Consider the following 23262-nt stretch of genomic DNA (forward strand, 5'->3'; position numbering starts at 1 on the left):
GTGGATCTCCACAGGTCTGATCGCCGCAGGTCTCCGTGGGTCTTCGCAGGTCTGTTCAGGTCTGTGCCCTGTAGGTCTGTGCCGTGTCAGGTCTGCGTCGGGTCAGGTCTGCGCGGTGCGCCTCGACACGAAGATGCAGAAGGGGTGTCCAGCCGGGTCGGCGTACACCCGCAACGGCTCCTCGGCGTCGTCGATGCGGTCCAGCAGCAGTCGGCCGCCGAGGCTCAGGACGCGTTCATGGTGGACCCGCAGGTCCTCGACCGACGTCACGGTCAGGTCGAGGTGCAACTGCTGGGGGATCGGGCCCTTCGGCCAGGTCGCCTCCGGCAGCTCCTCGACCTGCTGGAAGGCCAGCTGCGAAGCGCCGCCCGGGGTGCGCAGCACCAGCCAGTCGCGGCCCCGCTCGTCGTCGTCTCCCGCTTCGGGTGGCTCGTCGCCGGGGCGGTAGACCAGGCCCAGCAGGGACCGGTAGAACTCCGCCAGCGCCCTGGCGTCGGTGCAGTCGAGCACCACCTGACACAGCCTGGGCCTGCTGTCCTGATCGTCCACTCGAACGCCTCTTCCATGATCTTTCCCGCATCGGCCGACAGACCTTCTGCACCCAGGGCCTGGGATCAAACGCGGGAGAGCGTCCGGATCGCGCGGAGGCCCCATAGCCTGCCAGGCATGGTGATCCGCAAAGGCGCTTCTCGCTCCACGCAGCGCGTCGACGTGACCCGCCTTCCCGAAGACGTCGTGGCGCTCATCGACGCCCTCGAACCCGGTGAGACCCTGGTCCTCACCCGTGACGGGGCATCGGTCGCGACGGTCTCCAGCACCGTTGACGTGGTCGAGGGTGCCGTCGTCGGTCGCGACGCGCCGGCCGAAGCCGAAGCCGACTCCGACGATCAGGCTCCGGTCGACTACGAGAGCGTGACGGTCGTGGCCACCGCGATGGAGCTGTCGGCCGCGGCTCGGGTCGCGCTGTCCACCCAGCTCGGGGCGGACTACGTGGTGCTCGACATGCATGCGGCTCCCGCGACGACCGATGTGCTGCTGGTGCCGCCGGGCAGCCCGCAGCTGATCGCAGGGCTCCGATCGATGTTCCCGAAGGCGCGCGTCATCGTCACCGAGATCGAGGACCACGAACTCGGAGTCCAGTATTACGGCCCGGTCCGGCGGCTGCTCGCGGCCGGCGCCGACGGGTATCTGCCTCCGGCGACCCTTCCCCACCTGGCCAGGCAGCTCGACTACACCCTGAGTCAGGGGCGCGAGATCGCCGGCGGGCCGGCCGCGACGCCGCTGCAGCTCGCACCCGCCGTGGAGCCGGCGGATCCGGACGGCGAATGACCTCGCGCCTCTTCGCCGGACCCCCGGGTGACGACGTCGTCACCGCGGTCGAGCGGCTGCCGGAGCCGCCGCACGACCCCGGATGACGACGTCGTCACGGTCGATGCGCCTCGCGTGGTGGAGCAGCAGGCGGCAGCGTCCTCCGAGGCGGGCTCACGCGGCGCCTCCGGACTCGTGGGCGCGCAGCCGGGTGACCGCCGCCCGCGCGTTGCGCTGCAGGCGCGCCGCCTCTTCGCCCAGGCGCACACCGCCTTCCCCGGTGAGCCGGTAGTAGCGGCGGAGCCGACCGTCGACGATCTCCTCCCGGTCCTCCGCGATCAGCCCTTCGGACTGGAGCCGGTCCAGGGCGGCGTACAGGGTGCCGGCCCTCAGCCGGACGTCGCCCTGGGAGATGCGTTCGACGTCGGTGATGATGCCGTAGCCGTGCTGGGGCTCACGCGCCAGCGAGGTCAGGATGAGGAACGAAGGCTCCTGCAAGCCGCGGGACGTGGACACACGATCTTTATATAACGATGGTCGGTACAGGAGGCGCCGCCGCTACCGCGTCGTGGCGAGCCGGGCCCGGGACAGCGCGCGGTAGCGGACGACACGGAAGGCGGCCGTCGTGAGACCCGCCGCGGCCGCCACCACCAAGGTGATCGTCAGCGGCGCCGGGAAGTACGTGAGCTGCGCCCACGTGATCGTGCGACCGTTCGACAGGAACGAGACCAGCTCCGGGTACGCCGCCAGCAGCACCGAGGGCAGCAGCACCGGCACCAGCCGCAGCCCGACCCGCCACGTCCGCCGCGACCCCCTTGCCTGCGCGGATCCCTTGAACCCGTTCTTCGGCGTCGTCGTGGCGAGCCGGCGGGCCGCCCAGCGGCGGGAGCGGGCCGCCCCCAGGGCACCGAGACCGGCCGCCACCAGTGCGATCAGCCCCAGCACCAGCTCGAACAGTTGCCTGTCGCCCCCGGACGTCTCCGATGGCCTGCCCTCGCTCAGGTCGGCGAGCCCGGCGGCGATGGTGAACGTCTCGTCCGTCAGGCTCGCGCTGTTCGCCATGACCGCGAAGCCGTACCCCGTCTCGGGGACGATCGTCTCGACGGCGGTGTAGGTGAACAGGTTGCCCGAGTGCGTGAGGCGCCTGGTCCGGTCGTCGAGGCCCCAGCCCATGCCGTAGTCGCTCACCTTGCTCGGCGCGTGCATGGCGGCCAGGCTCGCCGGGCCGACGAGACGGCGGCCCCGGACGTTCTGGGCGATCAGCCAGCAGCCCATGTCGGCGGCCGTGGTGATGACGCCGCCGCTGCCGCTGCCGTCCAGGAACGCGGGCAGTTCGGGGCGCGACAGCCAGAGGCCGTACACCGAGTTGTACCCGTCGGCCGGCCGGACCTCCCGCTCGCTGACGGCGCTGGAGCGCATGCCGAGCGGCCCGAGGACCCGCTCCCTCATGAAGGCGCCGAACGGACGGCCACCGGCCACCTCCACCAGCCGGGCCGCCAGGTTGTAGTTGACGTTGCAGTACTCCCAGTGGGTGCCGGGCGTCGCGCGCAGCGTGGCGTCGCCGAGCTTGGCGGCGTACTCCTTGAGCGAGCGGGCCGTGTCGAGGTCGCGGATGTCGGTCGTGGTGTCGGACAGGCCGGACGTCTGGTTCAGCAGGTGCCGTACGGTGATCGTCCGGGCGCGCGGGTCGGCCATGCGCAGTTCGGGGAGTTGCTCGACCACGGGTCTGTCGAGGGCGAGCTTGCCCTCCTCCACGAGGATCATCACGGCCATGGCGGTGAACGACTTGGTCAACGAGGCCACCCGCATGGGCGTGGTGGCCGTGACCAGCCTGCCCTCGGAGTCGTGGCCGTAGCCGGCGGCGTGGACGACCCGGTCGCCATGGGTGACGACGACGGACAGGCCGGGCAGGCCCGTGGAGTCGAGGGCGCGGGTGACGTACGCGTCGATGGCGGCCGGGGTGAGTTCGGGGGCGGCCGTCGTCCGCGTCGCCGCCGGCTGCGGCGCGTGCGGTGACATCGACGCCGCGGCGGGTGCGGACGGTACGGACAGGGCCGTCAGCACGGCGAGGGCGAGGGGAAGGATCTTCACTGCTGGCGCTCCGTTCAAGGGTGGTACCCCGGAGAACCTAGAGATCAGGCCCCGGCCGCGACATCGGCCGTCCGTCCAGCCGCACCCCTGACGAAAGTCAACCCCTGCCCCCGATGCGGGCCCAGGACAGCGTGAGCGTCACGCCGTCCTGAGCCCGCCGTCCCACGACAGCCCGCACCGGACATGGCTGTACCGGAGCCGTTCATCCTTCGGAGGCTGCGGGTCACAGGCTGCGGGCGGTGATGTCGCCGTTGGAGGTGGTGGCGTGGATGTCGAGTGCGGGGGTGCCGTCGTTCTTGAGGGAGTTGCTGATGCGGCCGTGGGTGGTTCCGGCGTCCAGGGAGGCCGAGACGCCGGCGGCGGCGGTGATCGAGATGTCGCCGGACTGGGTGCGGAGGACGACCTTGCCGCCGGTGGCCTCGGCGATCCGGATGTCGCCTCGGGCGGTGGTGATCTCGGCGGGGCCGGCGAGGCGGGCGACCTCGACGTCGCCGTCGGTGGCGGTGAGGCGCAGGCCGGCGGTCTCCTCCAGGGTGATGTGGTGGTAGGCGCCGTCGAAGGCGACGTCGCCGAGGCGGCCGGTGGTCCGGAGTTCGGCAGCTTCCGTCCTGGCCTGGACGCCGGATCCGGCGGGCAGGTGGATGGTGACCTCGACGGCTCCGGTGGGGCCGAGGTACGGGTTCTTCGTGGGGGTCTCGATCCGCAGGACGCCGTCGGCGTAGCCGGCCGTGGTCTGCTCGGCGGCCTTGACGTCGCGGCTCTTGGAGGTGTCGGCGGGCCGGATCTCGACGGTGGTGTCGGTGCGGTCGGCGGCGACGAGGTGGACGCGGCCGGCGGGGATGGTCAGGACGGCGGTGATCGGGGCGGTGGTGGCGAACGTCTGCATGGTGTGCTCCTTGTGCTGTGTTCTTTCGAGATCCACCATCGCCGACCGCTCTGATACCGCCCTGTCGCGGTGCTGACGCCGTCGCTGACATGCGGGCGGAGAGTCGGTACCCGTGGATCGCGTGCTCCAGGCAGCCCTGCATGCCGGATCCGTCGATCAGGCTGCGACCGGCTGACGGACCGCGAAGCCACCGACGGGCACGCCTGCCTGCCGGTCCCGTACCGGACGCTGTCGTGCCCGCGGATCAGCCTGCCGGGGGCGGCTTTTCGTGACGGAGTGTTTGACTCGATGACGCATTGCTCTGTGAGATAGGTCATAGTGTCGCATTTTCGGCCTGTCCGGATATGTCGCGTGATATTCATGTGACCTGAGCGCGATCATGCTCACTTCGCAGAACGGGGAATCATGCACTCACGCGTACGTGGGGTCGCCTAGCACACGGGGAACGCCGGCGCCGCGCGCCGGCAACACGGGGTCAACCAGGGCCGGGGGCGCGCCTGACCAGGCGCCGTCCTCCGATGCCACCTGTCCGGCTTTATGTCGATTTATCAAGTCTTAAATCGTCAGAGCTGGATAAATCATCACCATTCGTCATCTGTACTACTGAGGATGAGAATTGCGTATTTCGCTTACGGGGAAGCTCGCTCTCGGTCTGCTCACCGCGACCGTACTCACCGGTGGCACCGCCTTCCAGGCCGCCTTCGCCGCCACGCCGACGCCGCCCTCCGACACGGCGCAGAGCGCTGAGGCCGCCGAGGCCGCCATGGACACCGCCTCCCAGCAGGCGGCCAAGACCGGCCAGGCCGTGGCCGTGCCGGCTCTGACCAACGAGAACAGCACCACCGTCGCCAACCCCGACGGCACCTTCACCGAGACCGTCAGCTCCGGCGTCGCCCAGATCAAGCGGGGCGACCAGTGGCTGCCGATCGACACCTCCCTCGCCCAGGACGGCGCGATGTTCAAGCCGCGCGTCTCCCGGGCCAACGTCGAGGTCTCCGCCGGCGGCGACGCGCCGCTCGCCAAGATCACCGATGACGCCGGCCGGGTGTTCGCCGTGAAGTGGCCGACCGCGCTGCCCAAGCCGTCCGTCAACGGCAACGTCGCGACCTTCGCCAACGCCGCCGGCCCCGGCGCGGACCTCGTCGTCACCGTGCTGCCCACGGGCTTCCGCCACGACGTGGTGCTGCGCGAGAAGCCGACCGGCCCCCTGGAGCTGCGCATCCCCGTGCAGACCGAGGGCGTCGACCTCACCGAGGACGCGAACGGCCGGCTCCTGCTGACGAGCACGGCCGGTGACGGCAAGGTCGTCGCCTCCGGCGCGCGCCCGGTCATGTGGGACGCCAGCGGGCACGGCAAGCCGCGCGGCGACGCGCTGAAGGAGATCGACTCCACGGTCGAGACCCAGAACGGCGTGAAGGTGCTCGTCCTCAAGCCCGACGCGGGCTTCCTGGCCGACCCCAAGCGGCAGTACCCGGTCACGGTCTTCCCGTCGATCACGCTCCCGCAGGTCGAGACCGACGCGGACGTGGCCAGCACCTGGCCCTCCCACCCCGGCGACCCGATGATCATCGCGGGCACCATGCCGTGGGAGAACGGCCAGGGCGGCGACGTCATGCGCAGCTACGTAAAGTTCAACACGTCCAAGATCAAGGGCAAGAGGGTCATCCTGGCCAGCCTCGGCATGTGGAACCTGGAGACCAACGCCTGCGGCGTCGCCGTCGGTTCCGGCCTCACCGCCGAGCGGGTCACCAGCCCCTGGGACGAGCACGACCTGAACTGGGACAACAAGCCCACGACAACCAGCGAGGGCGCGTCCACGACCCGCGTCGGCCGCGGCCGCACCTGGACCGCGCCGTGCGCCATGGGCGCCGGTTTCCTGTCCTGGCCCGTGACGAACATCGCCAAGGCGTGGGCCGCGGGCGCCCCCGACTACGGCATCCAGCTCCGCGGCGCCGACGAGAAGGAGGCCACCAACTGGCGGGCCTTCGCGGCCTCGGAGAACCAGGACAAGGGTGTCAAGCCGCCGACCCTGGCGATCGTCTACACCCGCCGCTGACCGTTCCGCCCACCGGCGCACCTCGCCGCTGACCTTCCCTCGCAGCGCACCTTGCTGCCGACCACCGGCGCGAAGCTGCCGACCCCACCCCTTCCGCAGCGGAGCGCCCCGGCGACGGTGTGCCACCCGGCCCTCTCACGCGCCTCGCGTGAGGGGGCCGGCCCTTTTCCGGCCGCCGCGTCCTCCCGCCGGGGCCGCATCCTCCCGCCGCGGTCATGTCCTCCCGCCGGGGCCGCGCGCTACCGCTCGGTGGGCCGCAGCAGGAGGGTGACGAAGCCGAGCACGTCGCGGTAGCCGTTGAGCCACATGTCGCGGTGCTCGTCGGCGGCGGCCAGGGCCTCGTCCCCGTCCGGGCCGGGGTGGTCGAGGGCCCAGCGGGTGAGCGTGCCGGTCCAGGACCACTCGTACTCGTCCCACTCCTCGCGGGTGCTGGTGTGGGCGTAGACCGTCGCGTAGCCGGCGTCGCGCGCGCGGGCCACGGTGCCGGCCAGATCCGCGTACTCGTCCGGGTCCGAGCCGAAGAGGTCGAGCAGCTCCTTGGACGGGGGCCGCTCCCAGAATCCCTCGCCGATCAGCGCGAGCCCGCCGGGACGCAGGTGGCGGCGCACGGCGTCGAGGGTGTCGGTGAACGACCCGAAGGCGTGGGTGGCGCCCACGCACAGCACCAGGTCGTACGGCTCCGCCGCCGCGAAGGATTCGGCCGGGACCTGGTGCAGCCGGAGCCGGGCGGACAGCCCGAGGCGGCCGGCGGCCTCGGCGGCCGACGCCAGCGCCTCCTCGCCGATGTCCACGCCGTCCGCCGTCGCGTCGGGGTGGAGCTCCAGGGCCCGCAGGAGCCACGCTCCCTCGCCGCAGCCCAGGTCGAGGACGCGGGCGCCGGCGGGAAGCTTGGCGCGGGTGAGCAGGCGGTCGAGGTTCGCCGCGCTGACCGGGGCGGCGATCGGGTGGTCCGCGTGGGCGAGATGGCTGATGAGCTGTCGGTGCATTGTCCGCACTATGCCGAAAAGGGTTCCGGACCCGCCACGCAATTCCCGGCGGCGGCGGTTCACGCGGGCCGGCGAAGGGTCTCGTAGTCGCGGAGGGTGATGTTCTCGGCGGCCTTGCGGGCCATGTTCGCGGCCATGTTCTTGCCCGGCAGGTACGGCATCAGCTTGTAGTAGCGGTTGAGGAACGAGGCCAGCATGCGGCTGCCCGGCACCATGAGCTTGGCGACGCCGTCGCCCATCTTCTGGCAGCCCGTCGCGTACTCGCGCATCTCCCGCTCGTAACGGGCGAACGCGACACGGTGGTCGCCGCCCGCGGCCGCCAGCTCGCCCGCCAGCACGTACGCGCCGATCAGCGCCAGACCCGAGCCCATGCCCGACAGCGACGAAGGGCAGTAGGCGGCGTCGCCCACCAGCGCCACCCGGCCGCGCGACCAGGTGTCCATGTGGACCTGGCCGACCGAGTCGAAGTAGAAGTCGGGCGCGCGCCGCATCTCGCGCAGCAGCCGCTCGCTCTGCCAGCCGTTGCCGGTGAACTGCTCGGCCAGGATCTCCTGCTGCCGGGCCACGTCGCGGCGGTTGAGGTCCATGAGCGGCGAGGCGAAGTAGAACACGGCCTTGGCCTCCGCGTTGTGGCGCGCGCTGTACAGGGCGACGAGCCTGCCCGCGGTGCGGTAGGCGTGCCCGGTGTGGTCCAGCCCGAGGTAGTTGGTCGTGGTGAAGATCGCGCAGTAGAGGCCGAGGTGCTTCACGAACCGCTCCTCCGGGCCGAACGCCAGGCGGCGGGTGTTGGAGTGCAGCCCGTCGGCGCCGATCACGAGGTCGAACCGGCGCGGCGCGCCGCGCTCGAAGGTGACGTCCACGCCGTCGGCGTCCTCGTCCAGCGAGGTGATGGAGTCGCCGAAGACGTACTCGGTGAAGCCCTTGGTCGCGTCGTAGAGGATGCGCCCGAGGTCGCCGCGCAGGATCTCGACGTCGCCCGCGAACAGGTCGGCCGGCATCCTGGCCTGCTGCTTGCCGGCCGCGTTGACGTACGACATGGAGCCCATGCCGGTCCTGGCGCGTTCGATGGCGTCGAGGACGCCCATGCGGCGCAGCACGCCCAGGTGGGCCTCGCCGCGGAAGTCGACGGCGTAGCCGCCGTCACGCAGGGCGGGGGCGCGCTCGACGATCGTGGGGACGAAGCCGTGGCGGTGGAGCCAGTAGGCGAGCGCGGGGCCGGCGACGGAGGAGCCGGAGATGAGGACGGTGCGGTTCTTCATGCCCCGGAGCCTCCACCGGGGCGCTCACCGCGGGCTCACCGCCGGCTCACCGCCCGCACCACCGGCTCGGGCAGGCCCATCATGCGCAGCGTCTCGGGTGTGGCGGGCGCGACCGCGGCCGCCGACGCCGCCGCCTCACGGTAGCGCGCCTCGGCTCCGGTCCGGTCGCCGCGCGCCTCGGCGACCTGGCCCAGCCCGGCCAGCGCGCGCACCCGGTGGCCGACGCTCTTGATCCAGTGCGGGTCGAGCCGTTCCAGCGCCTCCTGGTACAGCCGTTCGGCCTCGGCGAGGTCGTGCTCCGCCAGGGCCACGTCGCCCAGCCCGCGCAGGGCCGCCGCGAGGTAGGTGGAGCCGCCGGCGCGGTGCGCGAGCAGGGCGGCCCGCTCGTAGTCGGCGCGCGCCGCCGCCAGGTCGTCCCCGGCCAGGTCGTCGCCCCGGTTGACCAGCAGGTCGGCGCTGTCCTCCAGCGCGCCGAGCTGCTCGGTGAGCGCCAGTGCCTCGTCGATCAGCGCGACCGCCTTCGCCCGGTCGCCGGCCGCGCGCGCCAGGGCGGCGACCGAGTCCAGGGCCAGCGCCGTGCCCCACCGGTCGCCGAGCGCGCGGAACGCCTCGACCGCCGCGTGGAACGCCTGCTCGGCGCCCGCGGCGTCGCCCTCGCCGAGCAGCCCGAAGCCGTGCACGTACCGGGCGGCCGCCCTCGCCCACGGGTCGGGACAGTCGCGCTGCGACCAGACCAGCGTGTACGCGCCGCGCGGGTCGGCGTCGACGGCGCTGCGCATCATCCACAGCAGCAGGGTGGCCGGATGGCGGCCCGCCCGGTCGCCGGGCCACGCGGCGGCCAGCGCCTTCTCGGCCGCCGCGCGATGCCGCTGCCACACCTGCCGCCCGTCGATCCCGGAGGCCGCCAGCAACACGCACGTCGCGTACTCCTCACCCTCCTCACCCGCCACATCCTCCGGCGCGGCTGCCATGGCGTCGAGCAGCGCGATCGCCTGCGGCGCGACGGCCGCGGACGCGCCCCTCAGCCACAGGTACGTCGAGGCGGCGGCCAGCAGCTCCAGGGCCGTCCGCATCTCCCCGGCCTCGACACTCCAGCGCAGCGCGGCGAGGAGGTCGGCGTGCTCGGCCGCGAGCCTCGGCAGCCATTCCAGTTGCTCCCCGCGCCGCAGGTGCGGGTCGGCGGCCCGCATCAGCTCCAGCAGGCGCCCGGCGTGGGCCCGCCGCACGCTCTCGCCCTCGCCGGTCTCCGCGAGACGTTCGGCGGCGTACGCGCGGATCGTGGCCAGCATCCGGAACCGCCCGCCCACCACCTCCATGAGCGACTTGTCGGCCAGCGACTCCAGCGTCTCGCCGTCGGCCCCGCACACCCGCAGCGCCGACTCCGCCGTCGCGCCGCCGGCGAACACCGCGAAGCGCCGCGCGGCCCGCCGTTCCGGCTCGGACAGCAGCTCCCAGCTCCAGGCGACCACCGAGCGCAGCGTCCGGTGCCGCTCGTCGGCCGTGCGGCTGCCGCGCGCCGCCACGCCGAGCCGGTCGTCCAGCCGTCCCGCGAGGTCTTCGACGTCCAGGGTGCGCAGCCGCGCCGCCGCCAGCTCGATGGCCAGCGGCAGGTCGTCCAGCGCCGCGCAGATCCGCCGTACCACCTGCGGATCGGCGGTGAACCCGCGCCGCACGGCCGTGGCGCGGTCGGTGAACAGCCGCACGGCCGCGTCGCCGTCGAGCCCGCGCACCTGCCACAGGTGCTCGCCGATGACGCCGAGCGGCTCGCGGCTCGTGGCCAGGACCCGCAGCCGCGGACAGGTCGCCAGCAGCCGGGCCGCCAGCGCGGCGGCCTCCTCGACGACGTGCTCGCAGTTGTCCAGGACGAGCAGCAGCACCCGGTCCGACAGCGCCGAGACGAGACGCTCGACCGGGCCCTGCCCGTCGCCCTCGATGACCAGGCCGTTCTCGCGCAGGCCGAGCGCGCCCAGCACCGCCCGCGGCAGGTCGGCGCCGTCGCGCAGCGCGGCCAGCTCGACGAAGCACACGGTGTCGTCCGCGACCGCGGCGACCTCGACGGACAGCCGGGTCTTGCCGACGCCGCCGGGGCCGATCAGCGTGACCAGCCGGGCCACGCGCAGCAGCCCGGCGATCTCGCCCACCTCGGCGGCCCGGCCGACGAAGCTCGTGAGCTGGGCCGGCGGCGCGGCGGGCGACGCGGGCGGCGCCGCGCTCAGCGCCTCCCGGTGCAGCGCGGCGAGCTCGGCCGAGGGATCGGCGCCCAGCTCCTCGGCCAGGTGCCGCCGCGTCTCCTCGAACACCTCCAGCGCCGCCGCCTGCCCGTCCTCGGCGAACAGCGCCCGCATGAGCAGCGCCGCCAGCCGTTCGCGCAGCGGATGGCGGCCGACCAGCTCGCGCAGCTCCGGCACGACCGACCGGTGCCCGCCCAGGCGCAGCTCGCCCTCGATCCGGTCCTCGATCGCGCCGAGCCGCCGCTCCTCCAGCCGCGCGGCGGCGGCCTGGGCGGTCGGGCTCTCGGCGAGGTCGGCCAGCGCCGGTCCGCGCCACAGCTCCAGCGCCTCGCGCAGCAGTGTGACCGCGCGGCCGGGGTCCCCCTCGCGCAGCGCGGAGCGGCCCTCCGCGGCCAGCCGTTCGAACCGGCAGGCGTCCACGTCGTCGTCCGGGACCACGATCCGGTAGCCCGTCGCGGCCCGTTCGATCGCCGCCCGGCCGCCCAGGGCCGAGCGCAGCCTGGACACCTGGGAGTGCAGCGCGTGGGCCGACGTGCCCGCGTTCGGGTCGATCTCGTCGGCGAGCCGCTCGGCGGCGACCGCCTCGCCGGGACGGACCAGCAGCAGGGCCAGCAGCGCCCGTCGCGCCGGGCCGCCCAGGGAAACCTCGGTCCCGTCGTCGTGCCACGCCCGGGTCTGGCCGAGGATTCCGAACCGCATGCGGGTGATTATGCCGGGCCGCGTCCCGAGCGGCGGAGAGAGCTCAGGCGGCCTTGATGGTGGTGCCCTGGGCGGAGGCGAGGCGCCAGGTGCCGGGGGAGTCGGCGACGTAGACGTGGGTGTAGCGGCTGCCGGCGCTGAAGGCCGTCCCGTCGGGGTGCGTGAAGTTCATGCCGGTACGCCCCACGACGATCCCGACGTCCCCCACGCGGCGGACGTTGGCCTCCTCCGGGAAGGACTCGATGGCCGGGAACCGCACGGCGCCGGACGCGATGGCGTCGAGGAGGACGTCACGGCCCACGACGGCGCCGTCGTCCACGCTCACCAGGACGAAGTCGTCCGCGAGGAGATCGTCCAGGACCTCGGCGTCCGCGGCGGTCAGCGCCTCGAAGAAGCGCCGGTCGTGGTCGAGCAGGGTCTGGCGCTCTGCGCTCATGGGGGCTTCCGTTCCTCGGGTGGTGTCGAGCGGCCCGAGCGTAGACCTTGTCGCCAGTGTCAAGGTCAAGGGCATGAAAGGCCGGGACGGCCCCCCGATCGGCGAGCTCTGGCACCCCTCCGGCCAGTCTCGCCCAGGCCGTCCCGACCGTGGCCGCCCGGCTGTCGGCGGCGCGGTGGATCAGTCGTGCGTCGTGGGGCTGACCTTCGTCAGGTGGCGGTCGATGATCTGGTCGAGCTGCGTGACGGCGGGCTCCCAGTCACGGGGCAGCGTGTGGCAGCGGACGGCGTGGTGCCCGCGGTAGCGCAGGGTGTAGGTGAAGTGGTCGGCGACGTCGCAGCCGTCCGTGGAGGAGTTCCACGTGGAGATGGCGCCGAGCCTGCGCCGCAGCAGGCTGAGCTCGTCGTCGGTGAGCTGGAAGTCGGCGGTGACCGCGGCGGAGGCGGCCCGCGCCTGGCCGTCCCGGTCGATCGAGACGCTCCGCTGAATTCCGGCGAACCCGCCCGACTTTTCATAGCCAATCATTTCCTGGGAATGACGGGCCTTGGGCTGCGCCTGCGTTTCGGCCTGCGCGGTCGCGGCCGGCAGGACCGTGATGGCCGCGAAAGTGGCCGCGACAGTCAGGTACTTGAACATGAATATATCCTTCTCCTCGCTCGGAAAACGTTTCGGAGTCCCGCGGCGGATTGCGGGCAGCGCTGTTCCGGGGCATCCCGGAGGATTCTTATTCTCGCAGGCGCGCGCTAATCTGCCGTTCACGTGACGGCCATGTGAGAATGAGGATCGGGATGCCCCGCGTTAGCGAAAGACCGGGGGTCAGGAGGCGAAGAGGACGCCTCCGGTGGCCCGCACCGCCGTGCAGAGGTTCGGATAGGTCCGGGTGAATTCGCGGTACTGCCTGTTCCAGACGCCGGTCGCGGTCACGCGCACGGGGGCGTACTCCCTGGTGCACATGCCGGGGTCCTCGGGGATGCGCTCCACCATGCCGTTCGCGCGACGGAGCTGGTCGCAGGCCGGCGTGGGGTCGGCGTGCGCGCCGCCGTCCGGGCCGCACAGCAGCGTGCCGGTCGAGACGGGCGCGGGATCTCCGCCGGTGGCGGGGGTGACGCGGAGAACGTAGACGCCGACGGGGTCGGGCGCGGTCGAGGTGGCCGACGTGCTCGCCAGGGCGGGGGCGGCGGCGAACAGCGGCGCCATTCCGGCCAGGGCGGCCGTGGCGAGCCATGCCCGGTGACGGTGGAAGATTCGCTGCGATCGCATGGTGATACCTCCTTGTATCTCTGCCGCGATCAGCGGGATCGGTGTGGCGGGGCGCTATTGGTGCGCGCCCCGCCATACGGAGGAAAAGCGCGGGGGCCGGATGCCGGTAGACGCTCCTAAATCCTCGCGCCACGAGATGTTAGGACGCTTACAACTGCGGGGGCAAGTCGCCGGTCGGCCGCCATATGCGACTCGTCAATTATTCAAGGAAAAACGCGGTTTCATAAAGCGCGGCAGATGACCGTAAACAGCGCGGGATGGGCGGGCGGGCGTCTCGCTCTACCGCTCGTCGAGCAGGTGATCTCTGCGCGCCGGCACCGATGGTCGACGTCCGGATTACACGTCGTTTTGCGGAGGACCCTTTTCTTTCAGTGACAAAGCTCACATTGCGGCCTTAATGCGGCCTGTATGCCTGGCTCCGACGCGAAAGCCGGTCCCAGAACATCATCATCAACGCGAGGACGACCAGCGTCGCCGAGAACGCGATGTGCAGCCACAGCGGTGTCCCCTGGTGACCGGACAGCTTCGGCGGCAGGTAGATGCGCTGATAGACGTCATCCATGGTCGAGATCGACTCGACGTAGGCCCTTGCGCCGCCCGTGCGCGCCGCCTGTGCGGCGTTCCAGAGGACGACCACGGCCGCGTAGACCAAGAGGAGCACCAGGGCGCCACGGCGCGTCCCGAAGGCCCACAGCACAAGAACGATCAATGTGGCCGAGAACGCGATGTGCAGCCACAACGGTGTTCCTGCCTGGCGGGACAGCTTCGGCGGCAGATAGATGATCGACCAGACGTCGTTGCTGGTCGCCATCGCCTGTAAGTAGACGGTCAGGTCGGCGAACGCCGCGTCGAAGAATTTCCCGACGACCCAGGACATGTACCCGGCCAACAGGATCAGCCCTGAGAGCCTCTGACGGTAGCGGGTGCCGAGGTGCTCACTGTCCAGCAGCCACCGCAGAACGAGCAAGGGTAACAGCAGCACCCAGCGGATCGTTCTGGCGAGGAGGACGACCAACCCCTCGACGACCGCGATGGCGATCGTCAATACCTGGGTGGCGATCGCCGGCGAACCGCGCCTGTTCTCCCCGCCATCGCCGTCGGCACTCACAGAACCAGGCTAGGTCCTCCCTCCCCGATGCGTCGGCCCTCACCGCGCGGATGCGGGCGCAGCGGTGGGTCCTGAGCGGTCCACCGCCTACCGGCTGATCCGGCGTGGTGCCGCCAGCGAAAGGAGCTTGTCCGGGTTGCGGATGGCGTAGAACTGGGTGATCCTCCCGTCCACGACCTCGGTCAGGAAGGCGCCCTCCAGCCTGTCGCCGCGGTAGGCGACGAGTGCGGGCGTGTTGTTGCAGTTGACCCACTCGATCCGCGTGTCGGGGCGGAAGATGCCCAGCACGAGGGCGGCCACCTTCTCCGCGCCCACCACGGGCCGGCGCACCGCGATCACCTTGCCGCCGCCGTCGGCCGTCCAGGTGACGTCCGGGGCGAGCAGCGAGAGCAGCCCCTCCATGTCGCCGGTGCTCACCGCGGCCATGAACCGCTCGGTGACCCGCGCGGTCCTCGCCGGACCCGCCGGCTCGAAGCGCCGGCGCCGCGCCCGCACGTGCTCACGGGCGCGGTGCGCCATCTGGCGGACCGTCACGACCGACTTGCCCACCGCTTCCGCGATCTCGTCGTGGTCGAAGCCGAACACCTCGCGCAGGACGAACACCGCGCGCTCGTCGGGGCTGAGCGTCTCGAGGACCACCAGCATCGCCATCGAGACCGACTCGGCGAGCACGACGTCCGCCGACGCGTCGTCCTCGTCGAGCAGCAGCGGCTCCGGCAGCCAGACGCCGACGTAGTCCTCGCGGCGGCGCGCGCCGGTCCGCAGCGCGTTGAGCGCCTGCCGGGTCACCAGCCGCGCCAGGTACGACCTGGTGTCGCGGACCGTCGCCAGATCCACCTTCGCCCAGCGCAGGTAGCTGTCCTGCAGGACGTCGTCGGTCTCCGTGGCCGAGCCGAGCATCTCGTACGCGATCGTGAACAGCAGCGGACGCAACGCGGTGAACCGCTCGGCGTGCTCGTCGGTGCTCATAGTCAGGCGACCATCCGCGCGGCCCGCGGGCCGGCCTTCTGCCACACGACGGCGCCCGGGCTGCGGCCCTCCATGCTGATGCCCATCACCGCCCTGCGGCACAGCTCTTCCTTGGCCTCCGCGGCCTTCTGCCCGTCGATGAAGGTGTCCAGGGGGGTGTCGTCGGGGCGGGAGTACTGCATCGTGGCGGCGTGCCGGCCCAGGCTGATGCACGTCGACTTGAACGCCTGGTCGATCACCGCGGGCGCCGTCCCGGCGATGCGGCTCAGGACGGCGTCGGCCGCCTGGATCCCGAGCGGCATCGCCGCCTGGCAGCGCATCCGCAGCGGCCGGCCCGACGGCGAGGCGGCGTCGCCCGCGCCGACGACGCGGTCGTCATCGACGCTGACCAGCGTCTCGTCGGTGAGCAGCCGGCCGAGCGGATCGACGCTCAGCCCGCTGGCCGCGGCCAGGCCCGGCACGCCGAAACCGGCCGTCCAGACGGTCAGCGCGCTGGGCCGCGGCGTTCCGCCGGTCAGGACGACCGCGTCCTGCCGAACCTGGGTGACCGGGTCGCCCTCCAGTACGGTGACTCCGTGCTCCGACAGCCACGTCGCGACGGATCGGCGGGCGGGAGCGGTGAGTGCCGGAGCCAGGACCCCGCCACAGATCAGAGTGACCGCGCGTCCCTGGTCGGCGAGCTCCGCGGCGGTCTCGACGCCGGTCAGCCCGCCGCCGACCACGGTGATCGCGGCATCGGCCGGCGGCTCGGCCAGTCTGGCGCGCAGCCGCTCGGCGAACTCGAACTCGGCAACGGAGTAGGCGAACTCGGCCGCGCCCGGCACCGAGGAGGGGATCGCGCCGGTGCTGCCGACCGCGTAGATGACGTAGTCGTAGTCGAGCGCGTCGCCCGACGCCAGCTCCACCGTGCGGGAGGCGGAGTCGATGCGGGTGGCGCTGTCCACCACCAGCCGGACGCCGTCGCCGAGCAGCGTGCCGTAGTCGACCGCGGCGTCGTAGTTGCCGGCCGCGAACTGGTGCAGCCGGATCCGTTCGACGAACGTCGGGCGGGGGTTGACCAGGGTGATGGCGACGTCGGTGCGCAGGCGCAGGTGGTTGGCCGCGACCGTTCCGGCGTAGCCGCCGCCGATGACCACGATCTCGTGTGGGGTGCTGTGTGCGTCCATGCCCTCAAGACACCGGGGCCCGATGTGGAGTGACATGGCGTGACGCACATCACATACCGTGCTGCGGAAAGCCGGGGAGCCGGGAACCTTGGCGCGTCCCGAGCGTTCTACCGTTCGAGCCGACCCGAGGAGGCCCGCGTTGGACGACCTGGTCACCTACTTCCCGCTGCTGTTCGTGGCGTTCGGAGTGCTGATCATCCTGGTTTCGATCAAGGGAATCGTGGACGGCAGGCGGTTCGCCGGGCGAGCCCAGCGGGTGCCGGGTGTGGTCAGCGACGTCCGGACCACGTTCGCGGGGCAGGGGGAGCACCTGAGGGCGAGACGACGTCCGGTCCTGACCTTCACCACCGTGGACGGGCGCGAGGTCACCACCGAGTCGCGGACCACGTCCGACCTCGGCGTCGGCAACGCCACCGACGTGCTCTACGACCCGCACGACCCGACCCGGGCCGTGCCGGCGGGGGACACCGGGGGCGGTCCCGGCGGGATCGTCGCCGGGCTCATCGCGGTCGTCATCGGGCTGGCGTTCTTCGCCGGTGTGTCGGGCGCCTTCGCCGGCGTCGGCGGCGGAGGCGCCGGAGACGCCGGATCGGGGACATCAGGGACATCGGAGACTCGGTGCGAGATGCAGAACCCCGACGGCTCCGTCGAACCCATGGAGTGCCCGCCCGGCCTCTTCGACGGCAAGTGATCTCGACCGCGGACATGGCCGCGGCCCGCGCCCTCCGGGACATGCCGGGGGCCGAGGTCTGAGCCCGTCCCGGTCAGTGCTGGGCGTTCTCGTAGTAGGCGCGGACTCGGGCGGCGAGGTGGTGTTCGTCCAGTTCGACGACGTCCAGGACGCGGTTGCCGTTGTCGCGCTGGTAGAGCAGGGCGTATCCGCTGGGGTTGGTCAGCAGTGCCACCTCGGTGAAGCTGAGGTCGGGGGCGAGCTCCAGGCCGCGGGCGAAGTGGCGGCGCAGTTCCTCCTTGCCGCGCAGGCGGCCGTCCGGTCGGCCCCAGCGAGTGACCACGGTGGACGCGCCGAAGTCCACGTCGTCGGTGTAGCAGGCCATGATCGCGTCGAGGTCGTGGCTGTTCCAGGCGGCGAGCCAGCGATCGGCGTGGATGCGGGCGTTCATGACACCAAGTGTGGCGACGCCGATCAGCGGAGTGCGCGCCGGGAGCTCACCAGGCCGGCCATGTCCGAATGTGGCCGGAACCTGGCCGGGAGGCTGCCTACGCTGCCTGGCATGACCTCTGAACAGAGCCGCGAGCTCGTGCAGCAAGCGTGGCGTTCCTTCTCGACCAGGGACAAGGACCTGATCGCGACGTTCTTCACGCCGGACGCGGAGTGGCTGGCGCCGCCCGGGAACGCGACCGCCGTGGCGCTCGGCGGGAGCCATCACATCGTGGGCAGGGACGCCATCCTCCACTTCCTCACCGTCGACTTCCGGCGCATGTTCGTCGCCGACGTCGAGCTGGATTTCCGCGGGTTCCACGCCGACGGCGACGTGGTCGTGGTGGAGGAGACCATGCGGGCCACGCTGGCGAACGGCAACGCCTACCACAACGACTACTGCTTCATCTTCGAGCTGCGGGACGGGGCGATCCATCGGGTGCGCGAGTACATGGACACCGCCAGGGGGCATCGCATGGTGTTCGGGGAGGCGTGACGGGAGGCGGTCGCCGACCACATCCGATCACGTGGGCGAGCGGTCGGCCGGCGACGCTCGCGTGAACTCCCGGACGATCCGGGCGAGTCTCGACGGCTGGTCCAGCGGGATGAGCGTGTAGCTGTCCTCCACCTCGACCAGTCGTCCTCGCGGGAGCAGCCCCGCCAGGCGCCGGCCGTGCTCGGGCGGCATCACCCGGTCCTCGCTCGCCCAGACCACGAGAGCGGGACCGTCGAAGGCCGGCAGCCGTCCGGCCGCGGCGATGAGGAGGTCCTTGCCGGCCGCCGCCGCTCGCAGTGTGCGTACGGCGTCGCGGCGGATCGCGGGCTGCCGCATGACCGGCCTCGTCCATCGGGCGGTGGCGGCGTCTCCTCGCCTGGTCAGCCATCCGAACGCGATCGGGAGCCGCCGGAGCGCCCGGAGCCGCATCTGCCGCATGAACAGCCCGAACATCCAGGGCGGCAGCTTTCCGGTGAGCACGAGCGTCTTACCCGTCAGTCCCGGCGGGAAGTTGTCGAACGCGTCGCAGGAGACGAGCACGACCCGTCTCACACGTGCGTTGCCGTCGGCCATGAGGAGCTGGACGAGCGCGCCGCCGGTGTCATTGCCGACGAGGGTGACGTCATGGAGGTCGAGGCGGTCCAGGAACTCCGCGACGAGCCGGGCCATCCCGGGGAGCGACAGGTCGGCGTCGGGGCGCATCGCGCGACGGTGCGCCCCGAGCGGGAGCGTCGGCGTCACGCAGCGGTGATCGACGGACAGGCCGGCGGTCACGCCGTCCCACAGCGAGGCGTCCATCATCAACCCGTGCAACAGCACGAGCACCGGTCCATCGCCGGTGTCCTCGTACTCGATCGTCCCGGCGGACAGCTCGATCTCTTTCACCGCCCAGCCCTCACCGTCGAGCGGCGTCAACGGGGACGGCACCTGATGCCCCTCGCGCGTCACCGAGCAGGTGCCGGCGGAGGAAGGCCAACTCAACGTCGAGGGCCTGTTCGTGCATCTCCATGAAGGGCGCGTAGTGCCTGCCGGGCATGCGGACCAGCTCGGCGCGCGGTGCTCGCCGCGCGGCGTGGATGGCGGGTCCGGGGGGAGCGGTCCGGTCCTCGTCGCAGATGAGGACGAGCAGCGGGCTGCGTACGCGGGAGGTGTCACGGCCGGGCTGGTAGAACAGCAGCCGCAGCGCGGAGCGCGCCGCCACCTCCTGCCGCCAGTCCGGGTGCCTGCGGTCAGGGTCGAGCGCGCGTGCCCCGTCCCCGACGTCCGGGGTGGTGAGCATGGCGACAGCGCCCGGTTCGCCGGCGAGCGGCACCAGCAGGGGCCGGCGGCCGACGAGTGCGCCGACGGCGTCGGCGATGCCCCTGCCGGTGAAGCGCAGCATCGCGAGGGGCTTCTGGTGGCTCGCCGCGCTGAGCATGGCGGCCGGGCCGCCGACGTTCGGCGTCTGGGCGATCACCGCCGCGACCCGCGGGTTGCGCGCCGCGACGCGGATGACGTGACCGCCGGACATGGAGAAGGCCCAGAGCGCGATCCTGCCGGGGTCGACCTCGGGCAGGGCCGCGGCGAACGCGATCGCCGCCGCCCAGTCGGCCAGCTGCTTCTTGACGGGGAGGACCAGGCGCGGTTGCCCGCCGCTCGTCCCGACGCCGCGATAGTCGAAGGCGAGAACGCTGAAACCGGCGTCGTGGAATCGCTTCGCGAACAGGTCGGTGGCCGGCTCCTTGGGCACCGCGAAGCCGCCGGCCATGACCACGCAGGCGCCGTTGGTGCCCGGATAGTGCCAGGCGGCGCACTCGGTGTCGCCGCTGGCGAAGCGGACCTCTTCGCGCTTCCCGGACTCCCGCGCGCCGGCTCCCGGGTGGGTTGATGTCATGCGGCAAGTGAACCACCCGGTTCGCAAATTGTCCATGCGCATGCGGTCGTCACCGATCGAAGGCGCCAGGGTGGCGGGACCAGGCCGGTCGAGGATCGGGCGGTGTTCACCGCGATCGTGTACGTGCTGACCAGCGGGTGTGCCTGGCGGCACCTGCCGGCCGAGTTCGGTGTCTCACCGGCCACGGCGCATCGCCGGTTCAGCGCCTGGACCCGGGCCGGGTTGTGGCCCCGGCTGCACCGGGCGGTGCTGGACGAGCTCGGAGCCAAGGGTCAGATCGACTGGGCTGCGGCGATCGTGGACGCCGCCGTCCGGGCGAAAAAAGGGGGATCGCCGACCGGACAAGGCCCGCGCGGACAAGGGATACGACTCGGCTGAACTGCGCGCCTGGCTGCGCCGCCGCGGTGTCACGCCGCGCATCGCGCGCCGCGGCATCGAATCCAGCGAGCGGCTCGGCCGGCACCGGTGGAAGATCGACCGCACGATCGCCTGGATCTTCGGCTAGCGCCGGCTCACCGTCCGCTACGAACGCTCGGCCAACCTGTTCGCCGCGTTCCTCACCCTCGCCGCCACGCTCACCTGCTGGAAGAAGCTCGTCACGTGACGCTCTTGCGTAGGAAGGCCTCAAGCTGTTCGGAGAAGCCCGGTGCTGCGGCGACGAAGTGACCAGCGCCCGGATGCACGCTGCGCTCGCCACCGAGCACGTCCGCCAGAGCGTCGCAGATCCGCTCGAGCGCGGCCGCGTGGTCTCCGGACGCGACGAGCACTGGGACGCCGGCGTCACGGATCGCGTCGAGCTGTGGGTGCGCCTCGCTGGTCGGCCGACCACCCTGCGCCCGCCGAACGCCGGCGACCACGTTCTCGGGGAGCGGGCCGTCACCGACGGGCGCGCCCGCGAGATGGAGGAACTCGCGCAACTCGGCCGGGTCCATGTCCATCCCGTGGGTGAGGACCGCATCGCCGATGCGCTCGAGCCGCGCCACCTCGGGATCGTCAGGGACAAGGTAGTGGAGCGGCGGCTCGATCAGGGTGAGCGAGCGGACGCTGCCCGGCGCGGCGGCGGTCGCGATCAACGCCCCGAGGGCGCCGTAGGAGTGGGCGACAACGTGCGGGCGGTCGACGAGCAGCGGCGCCAAGTCCAGGGCGTCCACCTCGAAGTCCTGACACTCCTGCGGTGGTGGACTCGGCGGATAGCCACGGCGATGGACATATGCCAGCGTCCACCGATCGGCCAGCGGAGCCAAAGCGCCCCACGTCGTCCGCGGGCCAGCACCGCCATGCACAAGCAGGACCTCGGGCCCAGAGCCATCACGCACCACCACGATCTCGCCCACGCGGCGAGCATAGCGACGCACCGTGAGACACAGCGCAAGGAGCAGCACCTTCACAGCACCACATGAGACACGCTCTAAGCGTCCTGATCGGCGGCGGCCTCCTCTCGCTCCAGCGCACGGACCAGGGCCTCGAACCCCGCGGCGATCCCCGCGGCATCCCCGCTGGTCCGCGCCTCCACCAGGAAACCCCGCAGGGCCCCCAGGATCATCTCGGCGACCTCGAACTTGCGCCGCTCCGACCAGTCCACCGGGCAGAGCGACACCAACGAGGGCAGATAAAGCCGAGACGCCTCCCGCCCGAGCCAGGCGAAGCGGCCCGGGTCGTACATCGCCAAGCCGATCGCCTCGTCGAGCACCCGCAGGCCCGGCTCGTCGCCGCTGAGCATGGGCCACATGGCGCGTACGCGATCGGCCAGCGTCCGACCGGCGGGTCCTCCGGTGGCGGCGGCCATCGCGCTGACGGTGCGTCTCTCGCGCAGCTTGAGCACTGCCTGCTTGAGCAGGTCGTCGACCCCGTCGAAGTGGTAGAGCAGCACCTTGTGCGTGGTGCCGGCCGCCCGCGCGGCCCGCCGGAGCGAGAAGTCGACCAGCCCGTTGACCGCGAGGTCCTCGGTGACCCGGTCGAGCAGTTCCCGGCGTCTGGCCTCGCCGCGCGGCGTCCCCGCCGATCGCCGGTAGCCTGCCCGCTCCGGTGAGCCGTCGTCTGCGGAAGTGTTCATGCCGAAAGCTTCCACGATCGCGGGCTCTCGCGCGGCGGCTGGGAGCCTCGGGCCGGAAACCTTTCAGCGGCCCAACACCACGGGAGGCCGTCGTCCGGTGACCTCAGTAGCGTCTCCCGGACCCTGTGACGTGCATCACCCGCAGTTCCTGTCAGGAAACGGCGGGCCATCCGGTTCAAGTGACGAACCCGAACCGGACAGCAGGGGAGCCGACAATGAGAGTGCTGGTGGCAGGAGCGACAGGAGCGATGGGCAAGGAACTGGTGCCCCGTCTGGTCGACGCGGGACACGAGGTCTTCGCGATGGTCCGCGGCGAGTCCGGCAAGGCCACGGCGTCACAGCTCGGCGCGGTGCCGGTCATCGCCGATGCTCTCGATCGCGCCCAGGTCGAGGCGGCCGTGCGCCAGGCGGCCCCGGAGGTGATCGTTCACCAGCTGACCGCCATCGGGCACATCGACACCCGCCATTTCGAACGCAGCTTCGCCGCCACCGACCGGCTGCGGATCGAGGGCACCGACAACCTGCTCGCGGCCGCACGCGCCACCGGAGTACGACGCTTCGTCGCCGCGAGCAACGGCGCGTTCACCTACACCCGGACCGGCGGCCCCATCAAGAGCGAACAGGACCCCCTGGACCGCTCGCCGATCAGCGACATGGCCTCCATGATCGCCGCGGTCGAGCACCTGGAGAAGGCCGTGCTGGGCGCGGCCTGGATCGAGGGGATCGTGCTGCGCTACGGCGCGTTCTACGGACCCGGCACCTCCATGGCGCCGGGCTCCGCGCAGCTCGAGATGATCCGCAAGCGCAAGTTCCCGATCGTCGGCGACGGCGCCGGGGTGTGGTCGTTCGTCCACATCGCCGACGCCGCCGAGGCCACGGTCGCAGCGGTGGAGAAGGGCGGCCGCGGTGTCTACAACATCGTCGATGACGACCCCGCCCCGGTCGCCGAATGGCTGCCGGCAGTGGCGGCGATGCTGGGCGCCAAGAAGCCGATGTGGGTACCGCGGTTCATCGGACGGCTGGCCGCCGGACCGGCCGGCGTCGTGCTCATGACCGAACTGCGCGGCGCGTCCAACGCCAAGGCCAAGCGCGAGCTGGGCTGGCACCCGGCGCACCCGAGCTGGCGTCAAGGGCTCCAGGCCGGGAGGTGACTTACTGAGCGCCGTACTTCCTGCCGCCCATGCCACGCAAACCCTTGCCGAGCCCCTGACCGGCCGCGAGGCAGT

At 71.8% G+C, this 23262-nt stretch carries 24 protein-coding genes; 6 read left to right on the plus strand and 18 right to left on the minus strand.

Features of this window, described 5'->3' with window-relative positions:
* Positions 1-102: 102 nt before the first annotated feature.
* Positions 103-549 carry a VOC family protein gene (locus HD595_RS23950; protein WP_253772620.1) on the minus strand — a complete coding sequence of 149 codons (447 nt, stop codon included), beginning with the start codon at positions 547-549 and terminating at the stop codon, positions 103-105.
* A 117-nt stretch (positions 550-666) separates the two neighbouring features.
* Between HD595_RS23950 and HD595_RS23955 the strand changes: the two genes are divergently transcribed.
* Complete coding sequence (locus tag HD595_RS23955; RefSeq protein ID WP_253772622.1) at positions 667-1329, plus strand: hypothetical protein; 663 nt, start codon at positions 667-669, stop codon at positions 1327-1329.
* Positions 1330-1482: 153 nt separating this feature from the next.
* Here HD595_RS23955 and HD595_RS23960 read toward each other — a convergent pair whose 3' ends face one another.
* The 3 genes from HD595_RS23960 to HD595_RS23970 form a co-directional block, all read right to left on the minus strand.
* Complete coding sequence (locus tag HD595_RS23960) at positions 1483-1824, minus strand: PadR family transcriptional regulator (RefSeq protein ID WP_253772625.1); 342 nt, start codon at positions 1822-1824, stop codon at positions 1483-1485.
* Between the two features lie 42 nt (positions 1825-1866).
* Positions 1867-3399: a serine hydrolase domain-containing protein gene (locus HD595_RS23965; protein ID WP_253772628.1), complete on the minus strand. Its 1533-nt coding sequence runs from the start codon at positions 3397-3399 to the stop codon at positions 1867-1869.
* A gap of 223 nt (positions 3400-3622) precedes the next feature.
* Positions 3623-4285 (minus strand): DUF4097 family beta strand repeat-containing protein, encoded by a 663-nt coding sequence (locus HD595_RS23970; protein ID WP_253772631.1) that lies wholly within the window; start codon positions 4283-4285, stop codon positions 3623-3625.
* A 616-nt stretch (positions 4286-4901) separates the two neighbouring features.
* Here HD595_RS23970 and HD595_RS23975 point away from each other — a divergent pair.
* Positions 4902-6341 carry a DNRLRE domain-containing protein gene (locus tag HD595_RS23975; protein WP_253772633.1) on the plus strand — a complete coding sequence of 480 codons (1440 nt, stop codon included), beginning with the start codon at positions 4902-4904 and terminating at the stop codon, positions 6339-6341.
* Between the two features lie 239 nt (positions 6342-6580).
* Here the strand turns inward: HD595_RS23975 and HD595_RS23980 are convergent, their stop codons facing one another.
* The 9 genes from HD595_RS23980 to HD595_RS24020 form a co-directional block, all read right to left on the minus strand.
* The gene (locus tag HD595_RS23980) at positions 6581-7327 is read right to left on the minus strand and encodes an SAM-dependent methyltransferase (RefSeq protein ID WP_253772635.1); all 747 of its coding nucleotides are present in this window, start codon (positions 7325-7327) and stop codon (positions 6581-6583) included.
* 59 nt (positions 7328-7386) lie between these two features.
* Positions 7387-8586, minus strand: coding sequence for an FAD-dependent monooxygenase (locus HD595_RS23985; RefSeq protein WP_253772637.1), 1200 nt, complete (start codon positions 8584-8586; stop codon positions 7387-7389).
* 35 nt (positions 8587-8621) lie between these two features.
* Entirely contained in the window at positions 8622-11516 is a 2895-nt protein-coding gene (locus HD595_RS23990) for an ATP-binding protein (RefSeq protein ID WP_253772639.1), read from the minus strand.
* A gap of 43 nt (positions 11517-11559) precedes the next feature.
* On the minus strand, positions 11560-11952 hold the full coding sequence (locus HD595_RS23995; protein ID WP_253772641.1) for a YybH family protein: 393 nt from the start codon (positions 11950-11952) through the stop codon (positions 11560-11562).
* A gap of 180 nt (positions 11953-12132) precedes the next feature.
* Positions 12133-12588: a hypothetical protein gene (locus HD595_RS24000; RefSeq protein WP_253772643.1), complete on the minus strand. Its 456-nt coding sequence runs from the start codon at positions 12586-12588 to the stop codon at positions 12133-12135.
* Between the two features lie 180 nt (positions 12589-12768).
* Positions 12769-13212 (minus strand): SSI family serine proteinase inhibitor, encoded by a 444-nt coding sequence (locus HD595_RS24005; RefSeq protein WP_253772645.1) that lies wholly within the window; start codon positions 13210-13212, stop codon positions 12769-12771.
* A gap of 394 nt (positions 13213-13606) precedes the next feature.
* Positions 13607-14320 (minus strand): hypothetical protein, encoded by a 714-nt coding sequence (locus HD595_RS24010; protein ID WP_253772647.1) that lies wholly within the window; start codon positions 14318-14320, stop codon positions 13607-13609.
* 87 nt (positions 14321-14407) lie between these two features.
* Entirely contained in the window at positions 14408-15289 is an 882-nt protein-coding gene (locus HD595_RS24015; RefSeq protein WP_253772649.1) for an RNA polymerase sigma-70 factor, read from the minus strand.
* A gap of 2 nt (positions 15290-15291) precedes the next feature.
* Positions 15292-16455 (minus strand): NAD(P)/FAD-dependent oxidoreductase, encoded by a 1164-nt coding sequence (locus tag HD595_RS24020; RefSeq protein WP_253772651.1) that lies wholly within the window; start codon positions 16453-16455, stop codon positions 15292-15294.
* A gap of 139 nt (positions 16456-16594) precedes the next feature.
* Between HD595_RS24020 and HD595_RS24025 the strand changes: the two genes are divergently transcribed.
* Positions 16595-17146, plus strand: coding sequence for a DUF3592 domain-containing protein (locus HD595_RS24025; protein WP_253772653.1), 552 nt, complete (start codon positions 16595-16597; stop codon positions 17144-17146).
* 73 nt (positions 17147-17219) lie between these two features.
* On the opposite strand, the gene HD595_RS24030 is transcribed toward HD595_RS24025, so the two are convergent.
* Positions 17220-17576: a nuclear transport factor 2 family protein gene (locus tag HD595_RS24030; protein ID WP_253772655.1), complete on the minus strand. Its 357-nt coding sequence runs from the start codon at positions 17574-17576 to the stop codon at positions 17220-17222.
* Positions 17577-17687: 111 nt separating this feature from the next.
* Here HD595_RS24030 and HD595_RS24035 point away from each other — a divergent pair, with 111 nt between their 5' ends.
* Positions 17688-18110, plus strand: a complete 423-nt coding sequence (locus HD595_RS24035; protein WP_253772657.1) for a nuclear transport factor 2 family protein — start codon at positions 17688-17690, stop codon at positions 18108-18110.
* A gap of 27 nt (positions 18111-18137) precedes the next feature.
* On the opposite strand, the gene HD595_RS24040 is transcribed toward HD595_RS24035, so the two are convergent.
* Both HD595_RS24040 and HD595_RS24045 read right to left on the minus strand, forming a co-directional pair.
* The gene (locus HD595_RS24040; protein ID WP_253772659.1) at positions 18138-19037 is read right to left on the minus strand and encodes an alpha/beta fold hydrolase; all 900 of its coding nucleotides are present in this window, start codon (positions 19035-19037) and stop codon (positions 18138-18140) included.
* Positions 19006-19983 (minus strand): alpha/beta hydrolase, encoded by a 978-nt coding sequence (locus HD595_RS24045; RefSeq protein ID WP_253772661.1) that lies wholly within the window; start codon positions 19981-19983, stop codon positions 19006-19008. The genes HD595_RS24040 and HD595_RS24045 overlap by 32 nt, the downstream gene beginning before the upstream one ends.
* 27 nt (positions 19984-20010) lie before the next feature.
* On the opposite strand from HD595_RS24045, the gene HD595_RS24050 reads away from it, so the two are divergent.
* Positions 20011-20361 carry a transposase gene (locus tag HD595_RS24050; protein WP_308211371.1) on the plus strand — a complete coding sequence of 117 codons (351 nt, stop codon included), beginning with the start codon at positions 20011-20013 and terminating at the stop codon, positions 20359-20361.
* A gap of 218 nt (positions 20362-20579) precedes the next feature.
* Here HD595_RS24050 and HD595_RS24055 read toward each other — a convergent pair whose 3' ends face one another.
* Positions 20580-21371, minus strand: a complete 792-nt coding sequence (locus HD595_RS24055) for an alpha/beta fold hydrolase (protein WP_253772665.1) — start codon at positions 21369-21371, stop codon at positions 20580-20582.
* Positions 21372-21391: 20 nt separating this feature from the next.
* Positions 21392-22036, minus strand: coding sequence for a TetR/AcrR family transcriptional regulator (locus HD595_RS24060; RefSeq protein ID WP_253772667.1), 645 nt, complete (start codon positions 22034-22036; stop codon positions 21392-21394).
* Positions 22037-22251: 215 nt separating this feature from the next.
* On the opposite strand from HD595_RS24060, the gene HD595_RS24065 reads away from it, so the two are divergent.
* The gene (locus HD595_RS24065) at positions 22252-23187 is read left to right on the plus strand and encodes an NAD-dependent epimerase/dehydratase family protein (RefSeq protein ID WP_253772669.1); all 936 of its coding nucleotides are present in this window, start codon (positions 22252-22254) and stop codon (positions 23185-23187) included.
* The last annotated feature ends 75 nt before the right edge of the window (positions 23188-23262 follow it).

This window comes from Nonomuraea roseoviolacea subsp. carminata (genome assembly GCF_024172185.1).
In the GTDB taxonomy this organism is placed as follows: Bacteria; Actinomycetota; Actinomycetes; order Streptosporangiales; family Streptosporangiaceae; genus Nonomuraea; species Nonomuraea roseoviolacea.

Coding starts and splice junctions, on each gene's coding strand:
- HD595_RS24065 (WP_253772669.1), top strand. CDS start 22,252: ATGAGAGTGCTGGTGGCAGGAGCGACAGGAGCGATGGGCAAGGAACTG.
- HD595_RS24045 (WP_253772661.1), bottom strand. CDS start 19,983: ATGACATCAACCCACCCGGGAGCCGGCGCGCGGGAGTCCGGGAAGCGC.
- HD595_RS23980 (WP_253772635.1), bottom strand. CDS start 7,327: ATGCACCGACAGCTCATCAGCCATCTCGCCCACGCGGACCACCCGATC.
- HD595_RS23995 (WP_253772641.1), bottom strand. CDS start 11,952: ATGAGCGCAGAGCGCCAGACCCTGCTCGACCACGACCGGCGCTTCTTC.
- HD595_RS24020 (WP_253772651.1), bottom strand. CDS start 16,455: ATGGACGCACACAGCACCCCACACGAGATCGTGGTCATCGGCGGCGGC.
- HD595_RS23990 (WP_253772639.1), bottom strand. CDS start 11,516: ATGCGGTTCGGAATCCTCGGCCAGACCCGGGCGTGGCACGACGACGGG.
- HD595_RS24000 (WP_253772643.1), bottom strand. CDS start 12,588: ATGTTCAAGTACCTGACTGTCGCGGCCACTTTCGCGGCCATCACGGTC.
- HD595_RS23955 (WP_253772622.1), top strand. CDS start 667: ATGGTGATCCGCAAAGGCGCTTCTCGCTCCACGCAGCGCGTCGACGTG.
- HD595_RS24060 (WP_253772667.1), bottom strand. CDS start 22,036: ATGAACACTTCCGCAGACGACGGCTCACCGGAGCGGGCAGGCTACCGG.
- HD595_RS23970 (WP_253772631.1), bottom strand. CDS start 4,285: ATGCAGACGTTCGCCACCACCGCCCCGATCACCGCCGTCCTGACCATC.
- HD595_RS24005 (WP_253772645.1), bottom strand. CDS start 13,212: ATGCGATCGCAGCGAATCTTCCACCGTCACCGGGCATGGCTCGCCACG.
- HD595_RS24015 (WP_253772649.1), bottom strand. CDS start 15,289: ATGAGCACCGACGAGCACGCCGAGCGGTTCACCGCGTTGCGTCCGCTG.
- HD595_RS24030 (WP_253772655.1), bottom strand. CDS start 17,576: ATGAACGCCCGCATCCACGCCGATCGCTGGCTCGCCGCCTGGAACAGC.
- HD595_RS23985 (WP_253772637.1), bottom strand. CDS start 8,586: ATGAAGAACCGCACCGTCCTCATCTCCGGCTCCTCCGTCGCCGGCCCC.
- HD595_RS24035 (WP_253772657.1), top strand. CDS start 17,688: ATGACCTCTGAACAGAGCCGCGAGCTCGTGCAGCAAGCGTGGCGTTCC.